Here is a 25,762-nt window from a genome sequence, read left to right as displayed (position 1 = left end):
AGCGCGCGCCCTACTCCGCCGGCTCCCACTGCGGAATCAGCAGCTTCGTCCCCGTCTGGGGCTCGACCGCCTCCTCGAAGACCGCGCGGACCTTCTGGCCGATCGACACGTCGCCGGGATCGCAGTTCACGACGTTGCCCTGGGCGTTGCAGCCCGGCGCGCCGTCGATCGAGACGATCGCGATCACGTAGGGCACCCGGTCCTTGAGCGCCGGGTGCAGCGGATGGTGGACGCGCGCGAAGCTCTCGACCGTCCCGGTGCCGTCGACGGCCCTGAACGAGAGATTCGTGCCCTGGCAGGCATAACAGATCTCGTCCGGCGGATGCTGCGCGTGACCGCAGTCGTCGCAGAACTGGACCTGGATCTCGCCCGCCGTGTACCAGGGCGTGTTGTTGGGCGTGAGCTGGGGGAGGAGGAAGTCGTCACCGAGATATCGGGCCATCTTGGAATCTCCGGAATCGAAGGGCGGGGCCGCTGCCTAGAGCGCAGGGCCAAAGAGAACGGCGCTGCCCGGGGCGTAACCCGGGCCGCCGACGGCGAGGGAGAGCTCGACGTCCTTCACCTGACAGGACGAGTCGCCGCGAACCTGACGGACCGCCTCGACCACCATCTCGAGACCATGGATGTAGGCCTCGGCGATGTTGCCGCCGCTCGTATTGAAGGGGACCGCGGCGTCGGGTCCCTCGAGACGTCCGTCGCCGACGAAGGCCTCGACGTCCGCCGGCTCGCAGTAGCCCATCTCGCAGAGCGCCATCAGAACGGGCCCCGTGAAGTTCTCGTACATCTGGACGACGTCGACGTCCGCAGGCTTGTGGCCGGAGCGGTTCCAGATCTGCTCGGCGACGCCCTCGTAGTACATGCTCGGGAACCAGCGGTCCTGGAACGCGTAGATGCCGATGTCCGGTCCCTTTCCCTGGGCCGTCGCCAGGATCGGCACCGCCTTCCCCGGCAGATCCTTCGCCCGCTCCGGCGTGGTCACGACGAGGGCCGCGGCGCCGTCGTTCTCCATGCAGCAGTCGAAGAGATGGAAGGGCTCCACGATCCAGCGGGAGTCGTGGTAGTCCGCGCGGGTGAGCGGTCGGCCGTGCCGGACGGCGCGCGGATTCAGCTGGGCGTTCGCATAACAGGCGAGGGAGACGCTCGCGAGCGCCTCCTGGGAGACGCCGTGGTCGTGCATCCAACGCGCGGTCTGCAGGGCGCATTCCTGCGCCGGCGTCATCAGGCCGTAGGGGAGGCCCCAGGCGAGGCCTTCCGGAGCGGTTCCGGCCATCAGGCCGGCCCCGGAGCCCAGGCGCTGGAACTGCCCCTGGGCGAGGGCCCGGAAGCAGACGACGACCTCGGCGTGGCCGGCCGACACGGCGGCGTCGGCCAGGTGCATCGTCGCCGAAGAGTTGTTGCCACCGCCGGCCCAGGGCGTGACCGACCATTTGAGGTCCCCGATCCCGAGGGCGTCCGCCAGCCGGAGCGGACTGTTGCGGTAGTCCATGTAGGAGACCAGACCGTCCACGTCCGAGAGCCGGAGTCCGGCGTCCTCGACCGCGTTCCGGATCGCGGTGCATGCGAGCTGGAACTCGGTATCGGGGGATCCCCCGTGCTTGTAGTACGCCGACTCGCCGACACCGACGACGACTGCTTCTCCGTGCATGCGCGATTGCTCCTCGAAGTTCGAAATCCACCGACGCCCACGAGCGACTCGCGCCGAGCTTCGCCGGAAGACCAAGCTTCGTGAATCGTGCGCCCTTCCTCAACCACCCCGATCCGTCGCTACCAGTTCTCCACCCAGGGCCGCATGATCGCCTCGAAGGTCCAGGTCGAGCGATGCTGCCGGTGGAGATGGAGGTAGGTCTCGGCGATCCGGGCCGGGTCGGCCATGTTGTCGTCGCTCGCTTCCCCGGCGAGCCAATGCGCGCGCTTCCCGTCTTCGCGGGTGTTGCCGATCGCGGCGTCGATCGGGCAGTGGACGACGTGGATGCCCTGCGGGCCGAGCTCTCGCGCCATGCTCTCGGCGAGCCCGGCCTTGCCGTGGGAGGCGATCGCGAACGCCCCCGAGAGCGGATAGCCCTTGAAGGCGGCGCTGGCGTTCGTGAAGAGAATGGTCCCGCGCTGTCCGCTCTCCGGCAGGTCACCGGCAAGCATCGAGCGCGCGGCGCGTTGGCCCACCAGGAAGGCACTGAACGCCGAGTTGAGGAGCGTCGCCTTCGCGAGCTCCGGATCCGCCTCGGTGATCTTCTTGCGGAAGATGCCGCTCGTGCGGCCGTCGATGTTGTGGACCACGAGGGTGGGACGACCGAGCTCCGCCTCGACCGACGTGAAGAGACGATCGACCGAGTCCGCCTCCGTCGCGTCGCACTCGAAGGGTCTCACGCCGCACTCGTTCTCGAGCTGCACGAGCTCGGGCTTTCCGGGCGTGCGCGCCGCGATCGCGACCGCCATTCCTTCCCCCTCGAAGAGGCGTGCGCAGCTCGCGCTCACGCCGGGACCTCCTCCGACGATCACCGCGACTTCGTTCGATCCGGGCATGACGCTCTCCTTCTTCGTTGGACCGCCATCATCGGCCCTGGCTCGACCCCGGGCAACGTCGCAGAGGCCTCGCGCGCCCGGACTCTCCGTCGCTGGTCGCTCCTGCGGGCTCGCGTTACCTGTCTCGACCCGGTCGGGGTCCGGACCCCGAAGAAGACCGACGAGGAGAAGCGATATGGGACTGCTGGACGGCAAGGTGGCGATCGTGACCGGAGCGGGCGGAGGCCTGGGCAAGTCCCACGCGCTCTCCCTCGCGCGCGAAGGGGCGGCGGTCGTCGTGAACGACCTCGGCGGTGCCGTGGACGGTTCCGGGGACGGATCCCGGGTCGCGGACGAGGTGGTCAAGGAGATCGTGGACTCCGGCGGGCGCGCCGCCGCGGACTACGGATCGGTCACGAGCGCCGAAGACGCGGAGAAGCTGGTCGATACGGCCTTCGGTGAGTTCGGTCGCCTGGACATCCTGATCAACAACGCCGGCATCCTGCGGGACAAGTCCTTCAAGAACATGACCGAGGACCTCTGGGACCCGGTGATCGCGGTCCACCTGAAGGGAACCTATCACCCGACCCGCGCGGCCTACCTCCGAATGATCGAGCAGGGCGAAGGCGGCCGGATCATCATGACGAGCTCGACGTCCGGCCTGATCGGCAACTTCGGCCAGACGAACTACGGCGCCGCGAAGGCCGGCATCGCCGGCTTCATGCGCTGCCTCGCGATCGAGGCCAAGAAGGCGAACATCACGGTGAACGTGCTCGCCCCGAACGCCTACTCACGCATGACCGCCGACATCTTCCCGGAAGGCGCCGAGGAGAAGTACACGACCGACAAGGTCTCTCCGGCGATCACCTGGCTCTGCTCGGACGACGCGGCGGACATCACCGGAAAGCAGTTCGTGATCAGCGGAAACCGCGTCTCCCTCCTCTATCCGGCGCAATTCAAGATCGCCGACGACGCGGACGTCTCGAAGGTCTGGAGCCCGGACGAGATCGGGCAGAAGATCCGCGCCTCCGTCGAGGACTGGCCGGAGCCGGCGAACGTCCCCGGCCTGATCTTCTAGATCTCCTAGAATGGGGGCGCGTCGCCTGACCCACGCGACGGACCCGACGACGAAGAACAGACCGGAGAAGGAGCCGACATGGACGGAGAAGCCAGCAAGCAGGTCGTCCTCGACTACCTGGCGGCCCAGGGCCGCGGCGACGGGGAGAAGATGGCCTCTCTCCTCGCCGACGACCTCCAGTGGCGTCCTCCCCAGAGCGTGCCGCTCGGGGAGACGACCGGCCGCGAGGCCGTGATGCAGACCATGGCCGAGGCGGGGGCGAGATTCTTCGACATGCCGACCATGAAGGTCGACGTCAAGTGGATCATCGCCGAAGGGGACAAGGTGGTGATCCGTCAGTCTGCGACGGGCAAGGCCGCGAACGGCAAGGACTATCAGAACGAGTACATCTGGGTCTACATCGTCCGCGACGGACGGATCGCCGAGATCGAGGAGCACGTCGACTCGAAGCGCTTCGCGGACATCGTCCTGACCTGAACGCCACGCCCGCACGCAGCCGTTCGCGAGAGGAGCCCGCCATGCGCAAGGTCATCGACGACTACCGGATCCACCCCGGCGAACACTGCGGCAGCGCTTCGATGCGCGGCCTGCTCGCGTTCTACTGCGATCTCCAGCTGCCGGAAGACGCGACCTTCGGGCTGGGGGCGGGCCTCGGAAGCGGGTTCATCGACCAGCGCGACAATCCACAGGCCGACTACGCCGTCGCGGTCTTCGGCCGGACCGCGACCTTCGAGGTCGACCTCGGTCGCCACCTGGGAATCGACTATCGCGAGCGGACGGAAGACGACGACGACCATGCCTGGGCCGTCGTCCGCGAAGAGGTCCTCGCTGGTCGGCCGACGATGCTCGCCGGGGACATCTTCTACCTCGACTATCGCGACTACAAGGTGAACTTCCCCTCCCATCGATTCGTCCTGATGGGCTTCGACGACGAACGGGAAGAGGTCTACATCGGCGACCGGATCCGCGAGAAATTCGAGATCTGCTCCCTCGCCGCCGTCAAGATCAGCCGGAACGCGCCGACGCCGATGTCCGACCGGAATCGCTGGGGCCGCTTCCACGACACGGCCGTCGGCAACGACCTGCGGACCGCCGCCGAGACCGCGATCCGGACGTGCGCCGCCTCGATGCTCGGCGAGAACGAGTCCTCGAGCTTCCCGGGAGCGAAGCTCGGCGTCGAGGGCACCCGCGCCTACGGCGACGCCCTGCCGTCGGTCGCGGCGCTCGCCAACGCCGAGGCGACCGCCAGCTTCAACGCGCCGCTGCTCGAGAAGTTCGGCAACGGCGGCGGCAACTTCCGCCGCCTCTACGCAGGCTTCCTCACCTGGGCCCGGGCGCTCGACGAGAAGCTCGTCCCCGAATCGGCGCCGGACCTCTGCGTCTCCGCCGCCGACGAATGGACCGCCGCGAGCGGCGACATCCTGCGAGCCCGGGACACACCCGGGGATCCGGGCCCCTGGAAGGACGCCGCCGGCCACATCGCCCGTGCCGCCGAACTCGAAGAGACGCTCTTCACCCGCCTCGCCGACGCGGTCGGCTGATCGTCGGGCCCACACTCACGGGCCGCCGCCGCCGCGTCCTTCGATCAATCCGGAATCACGCCCTTCTCGCGAAGCGCCTGCCGCGCTTCGGCGTCGTGGCCGAGCTCTTCGAGAATCGCGTCGGCGTCCTCGGAGTAGATCGGCGCCGGCTTCGTCATCTCGAAGCGCGTCTGCGAGAAGCGCGCCGCCGGGCGGACCCGGCGATAGCGCCCGTAGACCGGATGGGTCGCCTCGACGATCGTGCCGTTGTGGACGATCTGCGGATCCTCGAGGACCTCGGCCTGGGAGAGGATCGGCGCGACCGGGACCTGCTGCTCGAGGAGCGCGGCGTAGGCGTCGTGGGTCGCCATGCGCGACAGCCCCTCCGCCACCGCGGCCACCCGCTCCTCCATATTCGCCGGCTCGATCAGGGCCTTGCCCTGGTGGCGCGGGCTCTTCGCGAGGTCGTCGCGACCGACGGCGCGCAGGGTGCCCTGCATCTGCTCGGCGGTGCTCGCCCAGAAGACGATCTGTCCGTCCTTCGTGGGCGTGAGTGTGTAGCGCTCGCCGGGCACCATCGGATTCGCGACGTCGTCGCCGACCAGGCAGTGGCGCAGCATGCCGTCGGGCCAGAAGAACGCGATGCCCGCGTCGAGCATCGTCACCCGCACGCTCTGTCCCGGCGCGCCGCGCTCCCGGGCGAGGAGCGCCGCGGTGATGCCCTGCGCGAGGGTGTAGGCGGTCGCTTTGTCGACGATCGCGTGGCGCACGAGGTCCGGGATCGGGATCTCCGGGTTCAGCTGCGCGGCGACGTAGCCCGTGAGCGCCTGGAAGATCGGGTCGTAGCCGCGCCGATCCGCGTAGGGACCGTCGTCGCCGTAGCCGACGACCGCGGCATAGACGATGTCCGGATGGATCTTCCGGACGTCCTCTTCGCCCAATCCGAGCCGCTCCGCCGTGCCGGGACGCCAGTTCGAGACGAGGACATCGGCGGTCGCGAGGAGCTCGTCGAAGAGCGCCTTGCCCTCCGGCTTCTTCAGGTCGATCCCGATCGAGCGCTTCTCGTGGTTCGAGGTCAGGTAGAGCCCCGCCATGCCCGCGCGATGGTTGGCGAGCTGGCGCGCCTCGTCGCCGTGGCGCGGTGGCTCGACCTTGATGACCTCGGCCCCCTGCTCCGCGAGCATCATCACGCCGAGCGGCGCGGAGATGAGCTCGCTCACTTCGAGGACGCGGAAACCATGGAGGGGGCCGGGCATCGGAATCGTCACTCCTCGCGAGGAATCGCCGGAAGCGAAGTTAGGACAATCCCGAACTGGCCGTGGCGCTCCGGACGCGGGACCGGTTTCCGTCCCGACTGAGAGGCGAGCACCGCCGTTGGGGGACGCGAGACCACCGGAACGGCCAGCGCGGGAACCCGCTACGCTGCGAAGTCCACCGCGGAGGCTGCCTTGAGAGTTGTCGTCCCCCTCGTCGTCGTCTCGGTCCTGATCGTCGCCGTCGGCGCCTGGGTCCTCTCGCAGGCCGGGCGAGGCGCCTACGGCGAGTGGGTCCACGCCGGCGAACCGGCCTCGACGCCCGTCGACTCCGCCGGCGTCGGAGCCCGCGACGAGGCCCAGGCCGCGACCGCGCGAGCGCTTCGTGTCCACCGCCCCCGACAGATCCTCTTCGGCGACCTCCACGTCCACAGCTCCTTCTCCGTCGACGCGTTCCAGCTGACGCTGCCGATGACCGGCGGCGAGGGGACCCATCCCGTCGCCGACGCCTGCGACTTCGCGCGCTTCTGTTCGAACCTCGACTTCTGGTCGATCAACGATCACGCGGCCTCGCTCACGCCGCGGCGCTGGCAGGAGACCGTCGAGACGATCCGCCGCTGCGACGCGATCGGCGGCCAGGGCGGCGAGCGCGACCTCGTCTCCTTCCTCGGCTGGGAGTGGACCCAGATGGGGTCGACGCCGACCAATCACTACGGTCACAAGAACGTCGTCCTGCGAGACCTCGAGGACGACGCGATCCCGGCGCGACCGATCGCCGCACGACCGCCGGACGGCGTGCCCTCCCCCTTCGACATCGACCGGGGCGGTGCCCTGCTCCAGGGCCTCGGCGCCTTCACGATCGAGGGTGGCCACGACCTGATCGCCATGATGAGCGAGCTCACCGCAGCAGATCGATGCCCCGACGGCGTTCCGGTCCGCGAGCTGCCGACCGACTGCATGGAGTCGGTCCAGACGCCGGGCGAGCTCTTCGCGAAGCTCGACGACTGGGGCCACGCAGCGACCGTGATCCCGCACGGCACGGTCTGGGGCATGTACACGCCGCCCGGCTCGAGCTGGGCGAAGCAGCTCACGTCGTTCCAGCACGACCCGGAGAGGCAACGTCTCCTCGAGATCTACTCGGGACACGGCAACGCCGAGGAGTATCGCCCCTGGAAGGCGGTCGAGATCGCGGCGGATGGCGCGCGCCGCTGCCCGGCCCCTTCCGCCGACTACACACCGACGTGTTGGCAGGTCGGCGAGGTGATCCGTGCGCGATGCGAGGCCGAGGGATCGGACGCCGCGGACTGCGGCGCCCGCGCGGCCGAAGCCCGCCAGTTCTTCGTCGACGCGGATCGAAACGCGGGCGCCTGGGTCGTCCCGGGCCTCGCCGCGAGCGAGCTCCTCGACGCGGGGCAGTGTCGCGACTGCTTCCAGCCGGCCTTCAACCACCGCCCCCTGAGCAGCGCGCAGGCGATCCTCGCCCTCGGCCGACCGGACGCCGAGGAAGGCGCGCGTTCGTTCCGCTTCGGATTCATCGCCTCGAGCGACAACCACACCGCCCGCGCCGGCACGGGCTACAAGGAGGTCGAACGCCTCGACTTCACCGACGCGCGGATGGGACGCGCCGGAACGAGCGTCCTCGTCACCCCGTGGCGGCGCGAACCCACGGCCCGCGCCGAGCGATTCGACCCGATGGGACCGGTCCCGAACGTCGCCTTCTTCGAGGGCGAACGCGGTGGCTCGTACTTCTATACGGGTGGCCTCGCCGCGGTCCACGCCACGAGTCGCGAACGCGGGGCGATCTTCGACGCCCTCGAGCGCCGAGAGACCTACGGCACGAGCGGGCCGCGAATCCTCCTCTGGTTCGACCTCCTCGACCCGAACGCCCCCGGCGGCCGCTGGCCGATGGGCAGCGAGGTCGCCGTCCGGGGCGCCCCCACCTTCCGCGTCCGCGCGGCGGGGAGCTTCGAGCAGAAGCCGGGCTGCCCGGACGCGACGACGACCCCCCTCTCCCCCGAGCGTCTCGAAGCGCTCTGTCGCGGCGAGTGTTACCACCCGTCGGAGACGCGCCGGCCGATCACGCGGATCGAGGTCGTCCGGATCCGGACCCAGCTCGGCGCGAACGAGCCGATGGCCCCGCTGATCGAGGACCCCTGGAAGCGCTTCGATTGCGACGGCGACCGGGAGGGCTGCGAGGTCGTCTTCAGCGACCCGGAGTTCGGCGAGGACGCGCGCGAGACGAGCTACTACGTCCGGGCGGTCGAAGCGCCCTCCCCGACGATCTCGGCCGACCCCTACGGTTGCCGGGACGCGGGGCCCGAGGGCTGCACGAAGATCGACGCCTGCTTCGCGCGGGCGGACGACGACGATTGCACGGCGCCGGACGAGCAGCGGGCCTGGTCCTCGCCGATCTTCCTCTCTCCCGCCTCGAGCTGAGCCCGTCGACGAATCGGAGGACGCGCCCTTGTTCGATCTCGAACCCGACGACGAGCTCGCGCTCGTCCTGGAGACCGCGCGGCGCCTCGCCCGCGATGAGCTCGTCCCGCCCATGCGGACCCACGAAGCCGAGCGATCGATCTCGAAGGCGCTCTCGGCGAGCTGGGACGAGGTCGGGCTCTCCACCCTCGACGTGCCGATCGAGCTGGACGGCGCCGGGATGGGATGCCTGGCCCGCGTCCACCTGAACGAGGCGCTCGCGGAGGGCGACGTCGGCGCGGCGATCGCCCTCGATCCCTACGGACCGGCCCTCGTGGCCCTGCTCGAGACGGGCGGGACCGATGCGGCGCGGACGCTCGTCGAAGCGACGGACGGAGGGACGCGCCGGGCGCTCTACGTCGACGCGCGGGACGCCGTCGTGCGCGAGGACGGGAACCGACTGACCCTCGACGTCGCGTGGGTCGCGGCCGAGGACGCGGCGGCGCTCGTGCTGGTCGACGACGCCGGCGCCCGACTCGTGGCCGAAGGACTCTCGTTCGATCCGGTTCGAGGCGCCGGACTTCGCGCGGCGGGCGGCGCGCGGCTGCGACTCGAAGGCGCTCCGATCGCCCACCGCTTCGAGAACCCCGACGGCGCAGCCCGCGCGCGAGCACGCGCCCGCCTCCATACGGCCTCGCTCCTGCTCGGCATCCTCTCCGCCACCTGCTCCTTCTCCGCAGACTACGCGCAGGAACGCCAGGCCTTCGGACGCCCGATCGCCCACCACCAGGCCCTCGCCTTCCTGATCACCGACATGCGGATCGCCCTCGACGCCGCGCGCCTCGTCGTCCACGAGGCCGCCTGGCGCGTCGACCAGGGCCTCCCGTGCGAGACCGAAGCCGCCTCCGCCTGGGCCGAGTGCATCGAGATCGCCCGCACCCTCGGCCCCAACGGCGTCCAGATCCTGGGCGGCCACGGCTTCATGGCCGACTACCCCGTCGAGAAGCACATGCGCGAAGCGCGCGCGCTCTCGCTCCTCCACGGCGGCTTCGACGCCGCGATCGAGGACGCCGGACGCGCGCTGGTCGCGACGGCGTCGCCGCTCGCGCTCGGCCAGGAAGGCGCGCTGTGATCGACTACCGCGTCTCTCCCGAAACCCAGGCCCGACTCGCGGAGGCCGCCGAGATCGGGCGCAAGGAGCTCCGTCCGGCGGGCCTCGAAGCGGACGGGCGCGGCGCGCCGATCCCGCCGGACGATGCCTTCTTCGAACGCTGCCTCGCCCGCGGCGAGGGCGGGACGGTCTGGGCGGGCCCGGATGGAAAGCGCGCGACGGGGCCGCGTCGTTCCGTCGTCGAGCGCCTGCTGCTCTCGGAGGAGCTCGCCTACTGGGACCGCGGCGTGATCATCGCGATGCCCGGACCGGGCCTGCCCGAGAACAACGTCCTCTCGATGGGCACGGACGAACAAAAGGAACGATTCCTCGGGCCCTTCCTCGCGCGCGACCGGCCGCGCTGGGCCTGCTTCGGGATGACCGAGCCCGGCGCCGGCTCCGACGCCGCCGCGATCCGGACGACGGCGCGCAAGGACGGCGACGGCTGGATCCTGAACGGGGCCAAGTGCTTCATCGGCGGCGCCAGCCGCTCCGACTGGATCCTCGTGCAGGCGACGCTCGACCCGACGAAAGGAAGAGGAGCCCAGCGCGCCTTCTTCGTCGAGGCGGGGACGCCCGGGCTCGGCGGCTTCAAGATCGAGAAGAAGATGGGGCTCAAGGCGTACGAGTCGACCTCCTTCACCCTCGACGACTGTCGCGTGCCCGCGGAGAACCTGCTGGGCGGCGAAGCGCGCTACGAGAGCAGCGCGGGCTTCAAGACCGCCATGCGGACCTTCAACGCGGGCCGTCCCCAGATCGCCGCGAACGCCGTCGGCATGGCGCGGGCCGCCCTCGACGAGTCGATCCGCTTCGCCCGGGAGAACGACCTCCTCGGCCGCGATCGCGTGCGTGACCGGATCGAGGCGATCTCGCGCAAGGTCCGCAAAGCACGGCTCGTCTGTCTGAAGGCCGGCTGGCTGGCCGACGAAGAGCGTCCGAACATCATCGAGGCCTCGATGTCGAAGGCCCTGGCCGCGCAGATGGCGCAGGAAGCGACGACCCTCGGCCTCGAGCTGGTCGGCCTCGTGGGCGCCCGCGGCGACCACCTGATCGAGAAGCTCTACCGTGACGTGAAAGCGATGGACATCGTCGAGGGCACCGGCCAGGTCCAGCGCATGATCATCGCGCGGACCCTGGTCGGGCTGCCGCGGTAGGCAGCGCGCCGCCCGTCGCCGCGGCGCTTCACCCAGCGCGGCGCTCTACCCGCTGCGGCGCTCTACCCGCCCCGGCACTCCGAACGAAGAGGAGGAACGATGACCCAGCGAGACTTCGGGACCTTCGGCGACGTCCACTTGACGGTCGACGACGACTACGTCGCCCTCGCGGAGATCCGGCGCCCGCCGGACAACTTCTTCGACCATGCACTGATCGCGAGTCTCTGCGATGCCTTCGAGGCAGCGGACGCGGACGATGCCTGCCGCGCGATCGTGCTCGCTTCGGAGGGTCGGCATTTCTGTGCCGGCGCCAACTTCTCTTCGAAGACCCCCGCGACCGAGGGACCCGAAGGGCGCCATCTCTACGACGAGGCGGTCCGGCTCTTCGCGACGCGGACGCCGGTCGTCGCCGCGATCCAGGGCGCCGCGATCGGCGGCGGACTCGGTCTCGCGCTCATGCCCGACTTCCGGATCGCCTGCGCGGAGGCCCGCTTCTCCGCGAACTTCGCGCGTCTCGGCTTCCATCACGGCTTCGGTCTGTCGGTCACCCTGCCCCGTCTCGTCGGGCCGCAGGCCGCGGCGGAGCTCCTCTACACCGGTCGGCGCGTGAAGGGCGAGGAGGCGTTCGCGTTGGGAATCTGCGACCGACTCGTTCCGCGGGCCGCCCTTCGCGAGGAAGCGACCGCGCTCGCGCGAGAGATCGCGATCTCGGCGCCGCTGGCGGTCGACTCGATCCGGCAGACCCTTCGCGGTGCGCTGCCCGCGGCGATCCGAGAGGCCACCGACCGTGAGAAGGCGGAACAGGATCGCCTGCAGAAGACCGAGGACTGGCGCGAAGGCGTGAAGGCCATGGGGGAGCGGCGCACGCCCGACTTCAAGGGCCGCTGACCAGGCCCGGGGGTCGTCGCCGGCCCGATCGGATGCCGGACTCGGCGTTCCCTGACGGAGGCGCGCAGGGGATGGGCGCCCCATCGCGATCGCCTACGCTCGGGAGCCCGCGTTTCCCACCCGACCCGAAGGAGTCCCTCATGCCCGAGGCCTACATCATCGACGCGTGCCGCAGCCCCCGCGGCACCGGCAAGCCCGGCAAGGGCGCGCTCTCCCACATCCACCCCCAGCGCCTGCTCGCGCAGGTCTTCGAAGGCATCGAAGCCCGCAACGGCTTGAACACCGCCGACATCGACGACTGCGTCGTCGCTTGCAGCGCCCAGATCAGCCGCCAGGGCTCGTGCATCGGCCGCATGGCCGCCCTCGACGCGGGCTGGGACACGAACGCCTCCGCGGTGACCCTGGATCGCTTCTGCGGTTCGGGGATCACGAGCGTCAACCTGGGCGCGATGGGCGTCATGAGCGGGATGCAGGACCTCGTCGTCGCCGGCGGCGTCGAGATGATGTCCTACACGCAGACCGCGCCGCGCAGCGAGGACAAGAACAAGACCGTCGACGGCGCGAACCTCCACCTGCGTGGGCTGCATCCCCAGCCCCATCAGGGCATCTGCGCCGACATGATCGCGACCCTCGAGGGCTATGGCCGCGAAGACGTCGACGCCCTGGCCGTCACGAGCCAGGCGCGCGCGGACAAGGCGATCAAGAACGGCCACTTCGACAAGGCGCTGATCCCGATCAAGAACGACGACGGGTCGATCGCCCTCGATCACGAGGAGTTCCCGCGGCCGGGCACGACGATGGAGAGCCTGGCGAAGCTGCCGACGGTCTTCGATCAGTTCATGGGCGTCCCGATCGACAACACCGGCGAGACCTTCGACCAGCTCGTGAAGCGCGCCTACCCGGACCTCGAGATCAACCACGTGCATCACGCGGGCAACAGTTCGGGGGTCGTCGACGGCGCCGCCGCGCTGATCCTCGCCAACGAGGACTACACGAAGGGCCAGGGCTGGAAGCCCCGCGCGCGCGTCGTGGCGACGGCCACCGCCGGCGGATCGCCGACGCTGATGCTGAACGAGCCGGTTCCGGCGGCCAGGGAGGTCCTCAAGAAGGCGAAGATGGAGCTCTCGGACATCGACCTCTTCGAGGTCAACGAGGCGTTCTCCGTCGTCGCGCTCAAGTTCATCCGGGACCTCGAGCTCGACCCCGAGATCGTGAACCCGAACGGCGGCGCGATGGCCCTCGGCCATCCGATCGGCGCGACGGGCTCGATCCTGATCGGCACGGCCCTCGACGAACTCGAGCGCCAGGACAAGGAGCGCGCGCTCATCACGATGTGCACCGGCGGCGGCATGGCCCCGGCCATCATCATCGAACGCGCATAACAGTTCAGCGCGCGGCGCTTCGCGCCGCACGCTGCACCAGGATGGACTGGCCGATCGACTTCGCCCGCGGCGGATCTTCGATCCGCGCGGCCAGGCGGTCGGTCGGCACGGTCACTAGCAAGGAGTCCAGATGGCAGACGAACTTCTTCTCGAGCGGCGGGGACGCATCCTCGTCATGACCCTCAATCGACCGGAAGCGAAGAACGCGGTCAACACCCCGCTGGCGGACGCGATGGTCGCCGCGACGCAGCAGCTCGACGAGGACGACGACCTCACGATCGGCGTGCTGACCGGCGCGGACGGCGGCTTCAGCTCGGGCATGGACCTGAAGGCCTTCGCCTCGGGCGGCCCGCCGGCGAACTTCGGCACGTTCCTGCGAAACGGCGCGAAGAAGCCGCTGATCGCGGCGATCGAAGGCTTCGCGCTCGCGGGTGGCCTCGAGATCGCGCTGACCTGCGATCTCCTGGTCGCGGCCAAGGGCGTGAAGATCGGCATCCCGGAGGTCAAGCGCGGCCTCTTCGCGGCGGGCGGCGGCCTCTTCCGCCTGAGTTCACGCGTCCCCTACGGCACGGCCATGGAGCTCGCGCTGACCGGCGACCCGATCCAGTCGGAGCAGGCCCACGAGATCGGGCTGATCAACCACCTCGCCGAGCCGGGCAAGGCCCTCGAGGTCGCCCTCGAGCTGGCCGAGCGGATCGCCGAGAACGCACCGCTCTCCGTCGCCGCGAGCAAGGAGATCGTCCACGACTCGATCGGCCGCCCCGAGGCCGAGAGCTGGAAGGCCCAGGACGCATACATGGGCAAGATCTTCGGCAGCGAGGACGCGAAGGAAGGTGCGACCGCCTTCGCCCAGAAGCGCAAGCCGGAATGGAAGGGACGCTAGGCCGACCGGTCCACGAATCTGCGCGCGAGCCCGGAGCTCGCGCGCGATTCGAACCGCTCAGTCGGCCCGACCGAGCGTGAAGGACGTACCCTGGAACGAGGCCTGGGCGCTCTCGACCTGGCCGTCGTCTTCCCGCAAGAAGAGGAGCATCAGCCCCTCGCCGGTGAACGTGTCGAGGCCGAGCTCCAGCAGGGGCGCGACGGCACCGTCGCCCCGCCCGATCACGAGACCCGATCCCCGGCGCTCGACTTCGAAGTGGACCCCGGGGAGCGGGAGGTCGTAGCGCCCCGTGTAGTCGTCGAGCCGGTGGTCGACGTCGAGGGCCTCGAGCTCCGCGACCGTCCAGGGCATGATGCGCCCCTCCTCCGCCGCGCGGATCGCCGCGACCCGGGCCGGCGCGATCGGCTCGTCCCCGTGGCCCCAGGCTCGACGCAGGAACGACGCCACGGCGGCAACGCCTTCGTCGTCGAAGCGCGGGTCCATCGCATGACCGGGCATCGTGCTCTCCCACCTCTCGCCGTCGACCACGATCGGCCCCGTCACGCCGTGGAGCATGATCCGCACGAGCCAGTCGTCGGCGTCGCGAACCCACGGCGAGCCGACCAACGGAGGCGCGAGCCCGCGCTGCCCCGCCCCGGCTCCCCCGTGACACGTCGCGCAGGAGTTCGCGAAGAGGGTCTCGCCCCGATCGCGGAGCGCCTTCTCTTCGGCAGTGAGCGCCCGGGCGCCACCGGGCCGCGGATCCCCCGCCCAGGTCAGGTGGGGTCGCACCCGCGCCAGGGCTGACGCGACCTCGCCTTCGAAGCCGGCGTCTTCCGCGAAGATCGCATGCGCTTCGGCGAGCACGACGCGATCGGCGCCCGGCGCTCGCTGCGCTGCAACGATCCCTTCGAGCAGGGCAACGGCGACGGACGGCGTGCTCGACGCGATGTGGTCGAGGAGCGTCGCGACCTCTGCGGCCGGATCCGGCTTCCGCTGGGCGGAGCGATGCACCGCCGCGGCGAGCTCCCCGAGCCAGGCTGACCGGGTCTCCTCCGCCGGCTCGCCCGACACCGCTTCGAGCTCGACGGCGAGCGCCGCGAGCTCTTCCCCACCGAGTCCCGAGACCACCGCCTGTCGGACGATCGGCGTGCCGCTCCGAGCGAGGGTGAGCAGCCGGTTCCGGGTCGATTGCGAGAGCGATCCGGCACCGAGGGTGTGGATCGACTGGAGACGGACGAGCGCATCGTCGTCTTCGAGCGCGGCTTCGATCGCCGCGAGCGCGTCGTTCGCAGACGCGAAGAAGGGCTCGCCCGACCGAAGTGCCGCGCGCCGCACGCGTGGATCCGGATCCTCGAGTCCCCGCTGCCAGGTCGCCCGATCGAGCGCCCCGAGTCCCGCGAGCGTCCACAGCGCGTGCAGGCGCCCGAGCGGCGTCGCGAAGTCGAGGGCGCCCAGGCGCTCGACCGCCTCCGGATCCGCTTCCGCCACGAGACGTCGCTGGGCGTGGTCCCGGACCCAGCCGTTCGGGTGATCGAGCGCCGCCAGCTGGGCGTCCCGTCCGTCGAGGAGCGGGGGCACGCGGTCGATCGCTCGGCCCTCGCGCACGATGCGCCAGATCCTTCCGCGCGCGCCGGGGGGCGCGAGGTCGTGACGCGTCACGTAGTCGTGGAGATAGTCGGAGACGTAGACCGCGTGCTGGATCACGCCGCGGTACATGTCGATCACGTGGACCGTGCCGTCGGGCCCGACCTTCGCATCGACGGGCCGGAAGCGTTCGTCGCTCGACGCGAGGAACTCACGCTGGTCCCACTCGGGGTCCACCTCGAGGACGTGCTCCGCCGAGATCGACGTCCCGTCGCGCTCGACCCGGAAGCGCGAGACCGTGTTGCCCGCCGACTCGGGCACGAAGGCATCACCGACGAAGTCGGGCCCGTACTGATCGCCGCGCTGGATCACGAGCCCGGACACGCCCGTCGGGCCGTTCTGCCGACCGTCCGCGCGCAGGGTCCCCCGGACGTAGGCCCGATTCAGACCCGGAGCAACGCGGATCCCCCAGACCTTCTCGCCGTCTGCGAGCGGCACGTTCAGGCCCGGCTTCTCGAGTCGCGCCGCAGTGAACGCCTGACGCATCGCGTACTCGCCGGGGAAGACCTCGCCGTAGAGGAAGCCCGAGTTGTGGTTGTAGAAGAGGTGCCCCTCGTCGTCCCGGGCGATGCCCCACTGTCCGCGGAAGGGAGACGGCTCGGAGACGAAGCCCGCGCGGTCGAGGCGGATCCTTCGTTCGGACTTCGCGTTGTAGAGCCAGCCATCCGGACCGGGGAGAAGGCCGTTCTCCTGGTGCTCGGGACTCGGCCCCGGAAGCGCGTAGTCGCCGAGCCGCCGCTTGTCGTCACAGCGGCCGTCCCCGGTCGTGTCGCGACAGAGCCAGAGATGTTCCGGCTCGGCGATCAGGACGCCCTCGGGCAGGACCATCACCGCGCGCGGAAGGACGAGCCCGTCCGCGAAGACGCGCCGCGTATCCATCCGACCGTCCCCGTCGACGTCTTCGAGGAGGGCGACCTGCCCGATGGGGCGTTCTTCGCCGCTGCCCTCGAGGTCCGTCATGTAGCCGCGCATCTCCGCGACGTAGAGCCGACCGCGGTCGTCCCAATCCATCGCGACGGGGTCGAAGACCAGCGGCTCCGCGGCGACGAGCTCGACCCGGAAGCCCTCGGCGACGCGGAACGCGGCGAGGGCCTCTTCGGGCTCGAGCTCGGGCGAAGGCGGCCGCTCGATCCCGGCCAGGATCTTCTCGGGGTCCGGCCCCCGCAGCACGACGAACGCGATCGCCCCCGCGACCGCGAGCCCACCGAGAACGGCGAGCATCCAGAGCAGGAAGCGCTTCACGCCGAGGCTCCCTTCTTGATCGCCGCCAGGCGCTCGGCCTCGGGGCGACGCTTGTAGAAGGGATCGATCGGATAGCAGCCGGAGACGAGTCCGTTCCGCGGCGCGGTCGTGCAGTCGCTGAACGTCCGACAGACGAGCGGGCGCTCCAGGTCGCGACCGGCGAGCACGTCCCCGGGCAGCGTCGGATAGGAGAGGATCATGCGTCCGAGCCCGACCGAGTCGACGTGTCCGCCGCGAACCAGCGCCTGCGCGACGTTCGGGAGCCATTCCTGGAGATAGGTATAGGCGGACCCGACGAAGCGGAGCCCCGGGTGGCGCGCGCGCAGGTCCGCCGTCGCCTCGACCTGGCGGACGACGCCGACCAGCGGATCTTCGGGCGGGCGGTATCCATCGGAGGGAGGATAGAAGGCAGGACGCTGGATGTGCGGGTTGTAGTAGGGGCTGCCCGCGGTCGTACAGACGAGGGCGACGCCGGCGTCGGCCAGCCAGCCGAGTAGCCGGTGGGTCTCGTCGAGATCGAGCCCGAGCCCCACGGCGTCGCCGCCGAAGGGCGTGTGCGCGGCGGGCTCCGGGACACCGGCCCCGTCCTCCCCCGGCTTGAAGGGATGGAAGTCGAAGACCGAGAGCCGCACGCCGATCGCGAGCGACGGCGCGGCGGCGCGGACCGCCTCGATCGAACGCAGCAGGAAACGCGCCCGGCCTTCGAGGTCGCCGCCGTAGGGGCCGGGACGCATGCGGGCCGAGAGGAGCTCGTGACCGAGATACCCGTGGCAGGCCTTCACGTCGACGAAGTCGAAGCCCGCCCGCTCCGCCGCGCGAGCGACGGTGGCGTACTCGGCGATCAGATCGTCGAGCTCCGCATCCGAGAGAACAGACGACGCGTCTGCGACCCCGACCCGCGCGTCGAGCACGGGATGCCGGAACGCGATCCGCGGCGCCGGGGTGCCCTCCGGTCGGGCGAAGCGACCGGAGTGGGTGAGCTGGAGGCCGAGGAAGGGCGCGGCGTGACCGTGGTCCGCGGCCCCGGCCAGGAGGGTCTCGCGCAGGCGGACGAGGTCGGCCTCGGTCCCGGCATTCGCGCAGAGCTGCTGCGGGTTCGCGCGACCGTCCGGGCGGACGGCGTAGGCCTCACCGCCCCATACGAGCCCCGCCCCGCTCTCGCCGAAGCGGCGCCACCGACGCTCGACCAGCTCCGTCGGCCGGCCGTCGGCGGTCCCGTCCCAGCCCTCCATGGGCAGGACGCTGAAACGATTCGCGACCGCGTGCCCGGCGACGTCGAAGGACTGGGCCAGGGGACCGGACGCGTCGACGGCGTCGTCGATCGGGAGCGAGACGCCGAGCTCGGCAAGCCGCGCCTCGAGCTTCTCTCGCGTGCCGAGGCGGGTCATCTTGATCGCGCGAAGGGCGCTCACGTCGGATCCTCCAGACGGTCGAGTCGATCGGCGATCTCGGCGAGGACTTCGCGGTCGCTCGCCGGTCGTGTCGGGGCAACGGGGTGGGTCGCGGGCTCGCTGATCCGACCGCGCAGATGGAGGAAGATCGCCGCATCGTGCTTGTAGGCGGGGACCGGATCCCGGAAGGCGAAGAAGCCCAGGTACTGGAGCAGGTCGTTCCACGCGTAGAAGGCCGGATCGTCGGCGGACCAGAGCGCATCGCGCTTCGCGAAGGCTTCGGGCGCGAAGGCGGAGAGCCCGAGCAGGTAGTCGCTGCCGTACATCACCATGTCGATCGCGAGATCGTTGCCGGTCAGGACGCGAAAGTCGGGGCGATGGGCATCGCGAAGGGCGAGCCGCTCCCACTCGAGCGCACGGGAGAGCGACGAGTGCTTCGCGCCGAGGCACTGTGGGACGTCGAGCAAGGCGCGGTAGGCCTCGAGGTCGTAGATCCGACCGTAGGGCACGAACATCGGTCCGAGCTCGAAGGCCAGGAACCGGTCGCTCGTCTCGCCGAGCCGGGCGTGGGCCCCCGCCCAGTCCGGCCCCTCGAAAGCCGTCAGCCCGTTCGACGGAAAGACGACCGGCAGGCCGCCCCGCGCCTCGACCGGCTCCATTGCGCGCACCGTCGCGTCGCGATCCCAGGCGTCGCCGGGCGCGTCCGCCACGTGCGCCCCCGCGACGAAGTCGCCCCCCGCGATCGCCCGGGTCGCGTCGAGCACCGCGAGCCGCTCCGCCTCGTCGAGGAGCTGGACGTAGCCCGTGTCCATGTTCACCGCGGGCACGAGCCCCGCTGCGACCGTCCGCTCGAGCAGGCGCTCGAACGAGCGCCAGTCGATGCCTCCGCCCGCATCGATCGGGAGCAGCACCGCACTCATGCCCGTGATCTTCCGCCCGCGGCGCAGGAGCGTCCCGGGATGCGCATCGGCCGTCATCGCCGGACCTCCCCGGCCTCTGCCGCCGCCGGTCGCAAGTACCCTTCGACCACCTCGTGGATGTGACGTCGCCGCGCTCCCCGCGCGCGCGGCGCGAGCAGGTCGCGCTCGAACACGACGCCGAGGGTGTGCGCGTTGCTCAGATAGAAGTATCCGAGGGACGCGATCGTGATGTAGAGCTGGACCGGATCCACGCCCGGCCGAAAGACGCCGAGCGCGACGCCGCGCTTCAGGATCTCCCGGATCCGACCCACGAGCGGATGGTGGAGCCGGCCGACGTGCTCGCTTCGCGCGAGATGGTCCGCGCGGTGGAGATTCTCGCTGTTCACCAGATGGATGAACTCGGGATGTTCGAGGTAGTAGTCCCAGGTGAAGTCGACGAGACGCGCCATCGCTTCGCGCGGCGACAGCGCCTCGAGATCGAGCGCCGCTTCGGCCCCGCGGATCCCCTCGTAGGTCGCCTCCAGGACGGCGACGAAGAGCGCTTCCTTGTTCCCGAAGTAGTGGTAGAGGAGCGCCTTGTTGACGCCGGCACGCGCCGCGATCTCGTCGACCCGCGCGCCCCCGAGCCCCTTCTCCGCGAAGGCCTCCGTCGCCGCGGCAAGGATCGTGGCGCGACTGGCGGCGGCGTCCCTCGGACGCCCCGACGTCCCGCGGCGCGCCGGGCGTCGGGGCTTCGTCGGCGCGGTTCGAGCGCGAGCGGGGCGGGCGTTCGGCAAGCGGGGTCTCCGTTTCGGCCCGGAACGGGCCCCGCGCCTCGCGCGCGCCGGTCGGGTTGCGGATATTTAACTAAAAGGTTAGTTAATGGTCAACCGGGCGGAACCATGCTTCGCCCGGGCCCCTTGTCGGAGGAGCCTCCCGATCGTGCCCGCCGAGATCGAGATCGAGATCGAAGAGGTCGAGTTCCGGGCGACGCGATGTCGCACCCGCCTCCCCTTCCGTTTCGGGATCGTCACGCTGACCGAAGCGCCGGTCCTGGTCGCCAGGGTGTGCGCCCGGGTCGACGGCGCCGCGAGCGAAGGCTTCTCCGCCGACCTCTGCGTGCCGAAGTGGTTCGAGAAGGATCCCCACAAGTCGGTCCGGGACGACGTGGCGACGCTCTTCCGGAGCGCGGACCGCGCGGCCCGGGCGTGGGTCGGCGGCGCGGGCACGCCCTTCTCCGTCTGGCACGGCGCCCATCGCCGCTGCCTCGACGGCGATCTCGCGAGCGGCGTCCGCCTGGTCGACGGGTTCGGCGTGGCCCTGGTCGAGCGGGCGATGATCGACGCCACCTGCCGTGCGGGTGGGGTCTCGTTCGCCGAAGCGATCGAGCAGGATCGATTCGGATTCGACGCGGCGGCGCTCCTGCCGGAGCTCGCCGGCGAGGCCCGGGCGAGGAGCGAGTCCCTCGTCACGGCACCGCGGCGATCCTCCGTCCTCGTCCGCCACACGGTCGGCGGGCTCGACCCGCTTCGGACCGCGGACGTGTCGCCGGCGATGCGCGGCGACGACGGCCACCCGGTCGCCCTCGAGGAAGACATCGCTCGCTTCGGACTCCGTGCCTTCAAGCTGAAAGCCGGGGGCGAGCCGGAGAACGACGCCGAACGACTCTGCGAGATCGTCCGCGTCGTCGAGGAGGCCGGGGTCTCGGGGCCCATCTACAGCCTCGATGCGAACGAGAGCTACGACGACGTCGCGAGTGTCGGCGCCCTCCTCGACCGGCTCGAAGCGGATCCCGACGGGCGTCGCCTGGTCGAGTCCCTCGTCTATCTCGAACAGCCCCTGCCCCGCGCGCGGACGCTCGATCCCGACACGGCCGCGGACGTGCGCGCCCTCGCCGAACGGGTACCGCTCCTGATCGACGAGGCCGACGACACCGACGACGCATTCGCGCGGGCGACCGGCTTCGGCTACCGCGGCGTCTCGGTCAAGAACTGCAAGGGCGTGTTCCGCGCACTCGCGAACCGGGCCCTGATCCTGGCGCGCGACGACGGATCGTTCCAGACCAGCGAGGACCTGACGAACCTGCCGATGCTCCCGCTCCAGCAGGACCTCGCGACGGTGGCCGCCCTCGGCCTCGCGCACAGCGAACGCAATGGTCACCACTTCTTTCCCGGCCTCGACGTCCTCCCGGAACGCGAGGCCGAAGCCGCGCTCGAGGCCCACCCGGATCTCTACGAACGACGCGGGAATCGGATCGTGCTGCGGATCGAAGACGGCGCGCTGTCGCTGGCATGCGCCGACTCGACCGGCTACGGCTATTCCGCGCCTGTCGACTGGGATGCACGGCGCCTGACCGATGACGTGCTCGAGGAGCCACTCGCTTGAGCGAAGCGGACGACGGAACGGACGACGGCGGGGGTCCGGACGACTGGCAGGGGCTTCGACTCGCGAGCGCGCCGGACCCCGGCGCGCTGCAGTGGGAACGCGCCGCGTTACGAAGCCTCGCCGCGCGGCCCTTCGGCGCGCGCATGCGGGGCTACCTGCGCATGCTCGGACCGGGCTATCTCCAGAGCGCGATGACGCTCGGGGGCGGGACGGTTTCGTCCGCCCTCTTCGCCGGTGCGATCTTCGGCGTGGATCTCCTCTGGGTCGCTCCGGTCGGTATGGCCCTCGGCCTGGTGATGCTGACTGCGATCGCGTGGCAGACCCTCTCGACCGGCGTCCGCCCCTGGCCGGCGATGCGGGCGCACGCGGGCCCCTTCTTCGCCTGGGCGTGGGCGATCGGGGCGCTGCTCGCTTCGATCATCTGGCAGTTCGCCCAGTACGCCCTCGCCTCGGCGGTGCTGGTCGACATGGCCGAGGTCGTCGGCTTCGAAGGCGTTCCGCCCTTCGCGGCGGGTCTCTTCGTGCTCGTCTGGGCGATCTTCGTGAGCGGTCTCTACGGGCGATCGCCCGCGGCGGTGCGGACCTACGAGCGCGTGCTGCGGCTGATGGTCTGGGGGATCGTCCTCTGCTTCGCCTGGGTCGTGATCCGGACGGGGCTCCCCGAGCCGGCCGCGCTCTTCCGGGGACTCTTCCCCACCTCGCTCCCGGAGACCCGGAACGGCGTCGCCGCGGCGACCCTCGTCCTGTCCGGCCTCTCCGCGGCGGTCGGGGTGAACATGGTCTTCCTCTATCCGTACACGCTGCTCGCGAAGGGCTGGGGTCGGGAGCACCGGGAGCTCGCGATCGTCGACCTCTTGATGGGCATGTTCGTGCCCTACGCGATCGCGGTCAGCCTCGTCGTGATCGCGACGGCCAACACGCTCCATCTCGACCCGAGCTACGAGGGCATGCGTCTCTCGCCGGTCGAAGCCGCGCAGGTCCTCGCCCAGGCGGTCGGACCGGTGGCCGGGCGGCTCGTCTTCGGGCTCGGCGTGCTCGGGATGGCGATGTCCTCGATCACGCTCCAGATGCTGACCTGCGGGTTCGTCGCCGTGGAGCTCTTCGACGTGACGGTCGGCAGCCGCGCCCACCGCTTCGCGACCTGGCTCCCGGTCCCCGGCGTCCTCGGCTGCGTCTACTGGAGCGACATCGCCGTCTGGGTCGCCATCCCGACCAACATCGTCTGCGGTCTCTTCCTGCCCGCGGCGTATCTCGGCTTCTGCCTGCTCCAGCGCAGTCGCGCCTATCTCGGCGACGACCGGCCCAGCGGTCCGCTCGGCCGGCTCTGGCTGGCGGCCATGTTCGGCGTGACCGGCTTCCTCGCGGTCTTCCTCGTCTCCTACGTCCGCGACGCGCTCGCATAGCATCCTCGCCTCCGGCTATCCTGCGACGAATGCCCGACACGCCCGCGCCCGCGTCCTATCCCCGCCGCAAGATCTTCGTCCTCTCGTCCCTCGCGCTCTTCACCGCCGGAACGAGCTTCGCGCTCCGGGGCGCCATCATCGCGGACGTCGTCGCCGAGCTCTCCCCGGGCTCCGCGACCCTGGCCGGCAGCCTGCTCGGAACCGCCTTCCTCGGATTCGGAACGACCCTGCTCCTCGCGAGCGTCTTCCTCGACACGATCGGCATGGGGCGGGCCCTCTTCGCCTGCGCGCTCTGCTTCGCCGCGGGAACCGGGCTGGCGATCAGCGGCTCGGGAGAAGGCGCGACCGGCCTCATCCGCGCGGGCTTCCTCCTGTCGGGCCTCGGGTGGGGCTTCATGGAGGCGGCGGTCAATCCGCTCACCGCCGCACTCCATCCCGAGGACAAGACGAATCGTCTGAACATCGTCCACGCCTGGTGGCCGGCGGGGATCCTCCTCGGGACCCTCGTCGCGCTCTTCGGTGCGTCCCAGGGCTTCGGCTGGCGCGCGCAGCTCGCCGTCGTCCTGTTGCCCGCCGCGGGCTGTATCGCTCTCTTCGTCGGGACGCCCTTCCCACGCACGGAACGGGCGACACTCGGCGTCTCGATGCGCGGAATGTTCTCGGAGATCCCGAGGCACCCGATGTTCCTCGTGTGGTGGGCGTGCATGCTGCTCACCGCCGCCGCCGAGCTCGCCCCGAATCAGTGGTTCGACTTCGCGCTCACGAAGTCGATCGGGATCCGCGGCGCGTGGATCGTGATCTACGTGTCCGCGATGATGTTCGTGTTCCGGCACTTCGCCGGCCCGATCGCCCATCGCCTCTCCAACCTCACGATGCTGTGGGGCTCCGCGGTGCTCGCGGTGATCGGGCTCTGGATCCTTCCCCTCGCGGACTCGCCGATCAGCGGCTTCCTCGCCGCGACGGTCTGGGGGCTCGGCGTCTGCTTCCTGTGGCCCACCATGCTCGCGAACGTCTCCGAGCGCTATCCGAAGGGCGGCGAGCTCTTCATCGGACTGATGGGCGTCGCGGGGGCGCTCTCGATCCAGTACGTGCTCCCAGCCCTGGGCTCGATCACCGACTCGGTCAAGAACGAGCTGGCGGGGAGCGCCGACGCCTTCGCGACGCTCTCGGCGGCGGAGCAGGCCCCGCTGCTCCAGGCCGCGAACGAACGCGCCTTCCACACCCTCGCCGGCTTCGTGGCGCTCCTGATCGTCGTGTTCGGGGCGATCGCGATCTCCGAGCGGGCGCGCAGCGATTCGGCGGAGCGCTAGGCGTCGAAGGCACGATCGATCAGGAAGAGCTCGTGCTCGGACAGGTCGGTCTGGACGCCGCGCTTTCGGCCGGGGAGCCGCCCCTTCTTCTCGAAGGCCACCAGACGATCGAGGTCGGGGCAGTCCGCGGCGCCACCGATCGTCGTGCAGGCGTGGGCCGCGCAGGCCCGTCCCGCCGCGAGGGCCATCGCGAGCGGCGATTCCGGTCCGTCGTCGGACTCCAGTACGAAGCGGTCGAGGGCGAGGCTCGCGACGATCCCGGCGCCCATCGCATCCCCGGCCCCGGTCGAGTCGACCACCTCCTCGATCAGGTAGGGCCAGGCCGCCACCGGTCGGTCGCTGCCTGCGAGCTGGCCGATCGCGCCGAAACGCTCCAGGGAAACGACCACCGTACAGCGATCCCGGAACCAGCCGAGGATCGAGGCGAGGGAGCCGTCCGGGAGGTCGGCGTCGCGGCAGAAGCGGCGCACCTCGCCGATGTCGAGCTGGAACACGTCCACGTGGTCGCGCAGCGTCTTCTCCCATCGCTTCGTACCGAGCTTGAATTGGGCGCTGCCGAAATTCACGACCTTGGGAATGCCCTGCAGCTCGGGTGCGGCCAGGACCCGTTCGGTGATCTCGCCGGCGAAACCGACCTCGCCCCGCGACTTGCGCTTGCGGTCCGCGTGGACGTGACCGACGACGACCACGTCCGGTCGACCGCGCGGCGATCCGAGTCGCTTCAGGTGCCGCTCGACGTGCTCCGGGAAGGCCGCCATCAGGTCCGGAGAGAACTCGTTGAGAACGGCGCGGGAGGCGCCCTGTCGGATGATCGTCGTGTACGGCGTGACGAGCTCGCCGCCCGGCACGAAGAGATCCCGGGTGTGGAACGCGGCGCCGCCCGTGCGCGCCGCGGCGTCGAGCGCGTCGACGATCACGCTGCTCTGCGGGTCGGCCTTGGCGAGGGGCAGCACCGGATGCACCTCGACGCCCAGGGCGAGCAGCCGACAGGCGTGATTCACCGAACTGCCCCCGGCCTGACGCGGCTGGGGCGGGACCGAGTACTTCGCGTCCGCCTCGAATTCGCCCGGGAGCGAGTACCCGTGTTCGACGTTCGCGCCCCCGATCGTCGCGACCCGCAGCGCGGCGAGCTCTTCGCGTCGCTCGCGAAGACGTCGGCTCGCGAAGTCGGTCTTCATGGGGGGCTCTCCCGAGAATCGCCGCGACGTGCGGCGGCGGAAGCGTATCGCAATCACGCCCCGCTCCGATCGGGGGCGCCGCGAATCCAGGTCGCCGTCGGAGACG

At 70.5% G+C, this 25,762-nt stretch carries 21 protein-coding genes; 12 read left to right on the top strand and 9 right to left on the bottom strand.

The window, feature by feature from the left end:
* Nucleotides 1–10: 10 nt before the first annotated feature.
* The 3 genes from NXI30_22325 to NXI30_22315 form a co-directional block, all read right to left on the bottom strand.
* Complete coding sequence (locus NXI30_22325) at nt 11–442, bottom strand: OB-fold domain-containing protein (protein MCR9096967.1); 432 nt, start codon at nt 440–442, stop codon at nt 11–13.
* Nucleotides 443–478: 36 nt separating this feature from the next.
* The gene (locus NXI30_22320) at nt 479–1,645 is read right to left on the bottom strand and encodes an acetyl-CoA acetyltransferase (protein ID MCR9096966.1); all 1,167 of its coding nucleotides are present in this window, start codon (nt 1,643–1,645) and stop codon (nt 479–481) included.
* Between the two features lie 119 nt (nt 1,646–1,764).
* Nucleotides 1,765–2,520: an SDR family oxidoreductase gene (locus NXI30_22315; protein ID MCR9096965.1), complete on the bottom strand. Its 756-nt coding sequence runs from the start codon at nt 2,518–2,520 to the stop codon at nt 1,765–1,767.
* 175 nt (nt 2,521–2,695) lie between these two features.
* Here NXI30_22315 and NXI30_22310 point away from each other — a divergent pair, with 175 nt between their 5' ends.
* From NXI30_22310 to NXI30_22300, 3 genes are all read left to right on the top strand, one after another.
* Nucleotides 2,696–3,577 (top strand): SDR family NAD(P)-dependent oxidoreductase, encoded by an 882-nt coding sequence (locus NXI30_22310; protein MCR9096964.1) that lies wholly within the window; start codon nt 2,696–2,698, stop codon nt 3,575–3,577.
* A gap of 78 nt (nt 3,578–3,655) precedes the next feature.
* Nucleotides 3,656–4,054 carry a nuclear transport factor 2 family protein gene (locus NXI30_22305; GenBank protein MCR9096963.1) on the top strand — a complete coding sequence of 133 codons (399 nt, stop codon included), beginning with the start codon at nt 3,656–3,658 and terminating at the stop codon, nt 4,052–4,054.
* 41 nt (nt 4,055–4,095) lie between these two features.
* Nucleotides 4,096–5,118, top strand: coding sequence for a BtrH N-terminal domain-containing protein (locus tag NXI30_22300; protein MCR9096962.1), 1,023 nt, complete (start codon nt 4,096–4,098; stop codon nt 5,116–5,118).
* 44 nt (nt 5,119–5,162) lie between these two features.
* Here the strand turns inward: NXI30_22300 and NXI30_22295 are convergent, their stop codons facing one another.
* On the bottom strand, nt 5,163–6,353 hold the full coding sequence (locus tag NXI30_22295; protein ID MCR9096961.1) for a CoA transferase: 1,191 nt from the start codon (nt 6,351–6,353) through the stop codon (nt 5,163–5,165).
* A 192-nt stretch (nt 6,354–6,545) separates the two neighbouring features.
* Between NXI30_22295 and NXI30_22290 the strand changes: the two genes are divergently transcribed.
* The 6 genes from NXI30_22290 to NXI30_22265 all read left to right on the top strand — a co-directional run bounded on the left by NXI30_22290 (nt 6,546) and on the right by NXI30_22265 (nt 14,222).
* Nucleotides 6,546–8,786 (top strand): DUF3604 domain-containing protein, encoded by a 2,241-nt coding sequence (locus NXI30_22290; GenBank protein ID MCR9096960.1) that lies wholly within the window; start codon nt 6,546–6,548, stop codon nt 8,784–8,786.
* 28 nt (nt 8,787–8,814) lie between these two features.
* Nucleotides 8,815–9,897 (top strand): acyl-CoA dehydrogenase family protein, encoded by a 1,083-nt coding sequence (locus NXI30_22285; GenBank protein ID MCR9096959.1) that lies wholly within the window; start codon nt 8,815–8,817, stop codon nt 9,895–9,897.
* Entirely contained in the window at nt 9,894–11,069 is a 1,176-nt protein-coding gene (locus tag NXI30_22280; protein MCR9096958.1) for an acyl-CoA dehydrogenase family protein, read from the top strand. The genes NXI30_22285 and NXI30_22280 overlap by 4 nt, the downstream gene beginning before the upstream one ends.
* Before the next feature lie 99 nt (nt 11,070–11,168).
* Nucleotides 11,169–11,957, top strand: coding sequence for an enoyl-CoA hydratase/isomerase family protein (locus NXI30_22275; GenBank protein ID MCR9096957.1), 789 nt, complete (start codon nt 11,169–11,171; stop codon nt 11,955–11,957).
* A 140-nt stretch (nt 11,958–12,097) separates the two neighbouring features.
* Entirely contained in the window at nt 12,098–13,339 is a 1,242-nt protein-coding gene (locus NXI30_22270) for an acetyl-CoA C-acetyltransferase (GenBank protein MCR9096956.1), read from the top strand.
* Nucleotides 13,340–13,469: 130 nt separating this feature from the next.
* The gene (locus NXI30_22265) at nt 13,470–14,222 is read left to right on the top strand and encodes a crotonase/enoyl-CoA hydratase family protein (protein MCR9096955.1); all 753 of its coding nucleotides are present in this window, start codon (nt 13,470–13,472) and stop codon (nt 14,220–14,222) included.
* A gap of 57 nt (nt 14,223–14,279) precedes the next feature.
* Here the strand turns inward: NXI30_22265 and NXI30_22260 are convergent, their stop codons facing one another.
* The 4 genes from NXI30_22260 to NXI30_22245 are packed head-to-tail and all read right to left on the bottom strand — an operon-like array spanning nt 14,280 to nt 20,177.
* The gene (locus NXI30_22260; protein ID MCR9096954.1) at nt 14,280–17,090 is read right to left on the bottom strand and encodes a c-type cytochrome; all 2,811 of its coding nucleotides are present in this window, start codon (nt 17,088–17,090) and stop codon (nt 14,280–14,282) included.
* Nucleotides 17,087–18,502 carry an NADH:flavin oxidoreductase gene (locus NXI30_22255; GenBank protein MCR9096953.1) on the bottom strand — a complete coding sequence of 472 codons (1,416 nt, stop codon included), beginning with the start codon at nt 18,500–18,502 and terminating at the stop codon, nt 17,087–17,089. The genes NXI30_22260 and NXI30_22255 overlap by 4 nt, the downstream gene beginning before the upstream one ends.
* Nucleotides 18,499–19,458 (bottom strand): dihydrodipicolinate synthase family protein, encoded by a 960-nt coding sequence (locus NXI30_22250; GenBank protein MCR9096952.1) that lies wholly within the window; start codon nt 19,456–19,458, stop codon nt 18,499–18,501. The genes NXI30_22255 and NXI30_22250 overlap by 4 nt, the downstream gene beginning before the upstream one ends.
* Complete coding sequence (locus NXI30_22245) at nt 19,455–20,177, bottom strand: TetR family transcriptional regulator (protein MCR9096951.1); 723 nt, start codon at nt 20,175–20,177, stop codon at nt 19,455–19,457. Before NXI30_22245 ends, NXI30_22250 begins: the two co-directional genes overlap by 4 nt.
* Before the next feature lie 145 nt (nt 20,178–20,322).
* Between NXI30_22245 and NXI30_22240 the strand changes: the two genes are divergently transcribed.
* From NXI30_22240 to NXI30_22230, 3 genes are read left to right on the top strand one after another with little or no spacing between them, the layout of a single operon-like run.
* On the top strand, nt 20,323–21,765 hold the full coding sequence (locus NXI30_22240) for a mandelate racemase (protein ID MCR9096950.1): 1,443 nt from the start codon (nt 20,323–20,325) through the stop codon (nt 21,763–21,765).
* Nucleotides 21,762–23,168 (top strand): divalent metal cation transporter, encoded by a 1,407-nt coding sequence (locus NXI30_22235; GenBank protein MCR9096949.1) that lies wholly within the window; start codon nt 21,762–21,764, stop codon nt 23,166–23,168. Before NXI30_22240 ends, NXI30_22235 begins: the two co-directional genes overlap by 4 nt.
* Nucleotides 23,169–23,197: 29 nt before the next feature.
* On the top strand, nt 23,198–24,478 hold the full coding sequence (locus NXI30_22230) for an MFS transporter (GenBank protein MCR9096948.1): 1,281 nt from the start codon (nt 23,198–23,200) through the stop codon (nt 24,476–24,478).
* Here the strand turns inward: NXI30_22230 and NXI30_22225 are convergent.
* A complete protein-coding gene (locus NXI30_22225) occupies nt 24,475–25,656 on the bottom strand; it encodes a PfkB family carbohydrate kinase (protein ID MCR9096947.1) in 1,182 nt (393 codons plus the stop codon). The two genes, NXI30_22230 and NXI30_22225, sit on opposite strands and share 4 nt — an antisense overlap.
* Between the last annotated feature and the right edge of the window lie 106 nt (nt 25,657–25,762).

It is taken from the genome of bacterium (genome assembly GCA_024742285.1).
Classification (GTDB): domain Bacteria; phylum Myxococcota_A; class UBA9160; order UBA9160; family UBA4427; genus UBA4427.
This window is presented reverse-complemented; position numbering and strand designations above follow the sequence as displayed.